This is a genomic window from Methylobacterium sp. WL18, from assembly GCF_008040015.1.
Lineage (GTDB): Bacteria > Pseudomonadota > Alphaproteobacteria > Rhizobiales > Beijerinckiaceae > Methylobacterium > Methylobacterium mesophilicum.
The window spans coordinates 1-2,817 of record NZ_VRVD01000613.1 but is presented as its reverse complement, the minus strand read 5'-3'; the positions used below and the strand labels follow the sequence as shown (position 1 = coordinate 2,817).

General features: G+C 70.4%; 2 protein-coding genes and 1 pseudogene. 1 reads left to right on the top strand and 2 read right to left on the bottom strand.

The annotated features are described in order from the left end of the window. Together FV228_RS25845 and FV228_RS25840 are read right to left on the bottom strand one after the other, a co-directional pair. Positions 1-285 (bottom strand): annotated as a pseudogene (locus FV228_RS25845) (N-acetyltransferase); the annotation flags it as partial. Continuing rightward, positions 282-2,048, bottom strand: a complete 1,767-nt coding sequence (locus tag FV228_RS25840; protein WP_238262240.1) for an IucA/IucC family protein — start codon at positions 2,046-2,048, stop codon at positions 282-284. The pseudogene FV228_RS25845 and the gene FV228_RS25840, both read right to left, overlap by 4 nt. A 290-nt stretch (positions 2,049-2,338) precedes the next feature. Between FV228_RS25840 and FV228_RS25835 the strand changes: the two genes are divergently transcribed. Further along, positions 2,339-2,817, top strand: a 479-nt coding sequence (locus FV228_RS25835; RefSeq protein WP_246694030.1) for an MFS transporter, incomplete at its 3' end; no start/stop codon positions are given.

Sequence of the window (2,817 nt, the reverse complement as noted above, 5' to 3'; positions counted from 1 at the left end):
CCGCTGGAACGCGGCCTCGACCAGGGCCGCCACGACCGGCGCGTCGGCGGGATGACGGCCGGCCGAGCCGGTGAGCGCCAGGAAAGCTTCGTCCGCGCCGGAGCGCAGTTCGGCCTCCGCGATCGGGTCGCCGCCGCGCGATAAGGTCAGCCGGACCCTGCTGGCATCGGACGGCAGGCTTTCGATCACGAAATCGTCGCCGGTGGCGGCCCAGTGGCGGCTCGTCCCGGTCCAGCCGTCCAGCGCCGTCCCGGCGGCGGCATCGATGCGGGCGCGCACCGTCATGGCCGGGCGCCTGCGCGGGCGGACGGAGCCGCGAGGGGGTTCGGAAGGTCAACGTAGCTCGCCAGAGGGTCGGTCACGTCGGTGTTCTCGTTGAGGTTACGGAAGCAGATCTGGAAGTTGCCCTTGCTGCCCAGGGCCGGGGCGTCGAGCAGCAGGCGCAGGCAGGTCTTGTCCCGGAGGTCCTTCCCGGCGAGCGCCTCGACGAATCGGCGCAGGGCCCCGATGAGGGCGCCCTCCGGCGCCAGGCCGGCGATGCCGATGGCTCCGATGACGGCGAAGACGCTGTTGACCACGAGGTAGTAGGCCATGACCCGCGCAGCCTCCCCGGAGGTCAGGAGGTGCCCGGCCTCGAGGTCGAGCCCAGGGGCGGCCTCGCGGAGGGCCGGAAGGAATTCACGCACGAAACCCGTACCTTGGCAGTCGCGGAAGAAGGTCCGGACCGGCCAGCCATCCGTGAGTTCGAGGACCAGGTTCTGCTGGTGCGCGCCGAACAGAAGGCCGAGCGCGCACTGGATCTCGAGGATCGGCCCGACCGTGACGGTGAGGAAGCGCTCGAACCAGCGCAGGGCAACGGCCTCGACCGGGCCATCGCCGTCCGCGTCCTTACGGCCGGCGATGCGCAGGATCGTGTCGGCCAGCCCGCTGCCCCGCCCATCGGGATAGATCTCGCAGAGAGCGGCCAGCACCGCGGCCGGCCGCTCGTCCGCCCCGTGGAACGGGTTGTCCCGCAATGCCACGAACGTCTGCGGCAGCGCGGCCCCATCGGCGCCACGCAGCGCAAGATAGGCCGGCTCGCCGAGGACGTGGAAGCTCGGCCAGCGCGCGGCGATCTCGGCGCCGACCGGCCCGTTCAGCACCCCATCCACGACGAGGCCGCGCGCGCACTCGACGCTTTTGATGAGGCGCAGCGAATTTGTGAGCCTGAGGCTCAGCGAATGCTTGAGCATGAAGCGCGCACCCGGTGCGTAGAGGGTGCGCAGCGATGTGGTCGCGTACCACGGCCCGCCGGCATGGCCGTGGTCGCGCAGGCGGCCGGTGCGGAACAGGGCGTCGATCTCCGGATCGAGCGCGAGGCGGGCCGCCTGCCACGGATGGACCGGCAGCAGCACGCGCCCCCCGCTCGCGGCGAATATCGTCGGATCGAAGCCGGCATCTTCAGCGGCGAGGTCCGCGCAGAGGTCCGCTGCGCTCGTTGCCCGCGAGGAACCCTGGACGACCGTCTCCGGCGCGGCCGACCACCAGCGCAAGGGAAAGCCCCGACCGTATTCCGGCGCGAAGGCGCGGGAATCGGCCAGCGTGAACTCGTCCCGGCTGCGCGGGGTCGGATGCACGGAATGGCCGAACCGGAGCGCGCGCTCGGCCTCGCGGAAGCTCGGGTCGCGGCTCAGGAAGATGCCCGGTGCAGGGGCGCGGACGAGGATGTCTTCGACGGTGGCGAGGCTCTGAAAGAGGCGGCGCAGGAAAATCGGCGCGGCCTGCGGTGCTGCCGGTCCGACGATGGCCGGCTCGTTCGCCACCGCTGCCGCGAACGCCGCCAACGCCATGATGCGGGGCGGCTCGCCGGGGCGCAGTTCGCGGAACGGCAGCCTGAACATGTGCTGGCCGACGGACGAGACATGGGTGACCGCGATCTCGATCACCGAAGCTCGGCTCGGCAGCGAAATCCGCAACACGGGACGCGTCGGATCGTCTTCGCGCGCCTCGGCGGTCGCCAGAGTCCAGCCGGCCCATTCCCGCATCAGGCTGTTCAGGAAGCTGCGCACCGATACCTGGGAAGCAACGTCGGCACATGAGATGTCGGCTTCAACCATACGACCCTCTTCATATCGCGGCATTGCCAATAGACAAAAGAAAAATGGGGCGCAATAGATGATTAATACTATAGAACTATTTTAAATTTGTGGTGTGAAGGTTGCCATGCCGGTTATCGCGCCAATAAGATCCGTGCGCGGACGGAGGTGTCATGGTTCGGATCGATGTGCGCACTCCCGGGTCTGGAGTGGCCGGGCGACTATCTCTCGCCGCGGCCTCGGTGGGGTTCGGACAATCGGCCGTGCTCGCCCTTGTCCCCGTGGTAGCCGAGCGCACAGGGCTCGATGCGGTCGCGATGGGGGGCGTCGCCTTCGCCGGGGCGGTCGCATTCCTGGTCTGCGCGCCGGCCTGGGGGAACTGGGGGACCGGTTTGCGTCTGCGCCGGCTGTTCGCGGCACTGGCCGCCCTGATGGCGCTCGGCCATGGTCTGTTCGCCCTGGCCCTGACGGTGCCGGCCCTGCCCGTCGCTGGAGCCCTGGTGCTGCTCGTCGCCTCGCGGATCGCCTACGGAGCGGGAGCCGCCGGGGTGATGCCGCATGCCCAGGCTGCCGTGCTGGGGTCGGTGGCGGAAACGGCACGCCCGGCGGCGCTCGGCCGGCTCGGTGCCGGACTCTCGGCAGGGCGCATCCTCGGCTCGCTGGCGATGGGCGTCGGGGTGTTCGGGACCGCCGCGCCCCTGGCGGTGCTGGCGGCGAGCCCGTTGCTGCTCCTGGCCGCGCC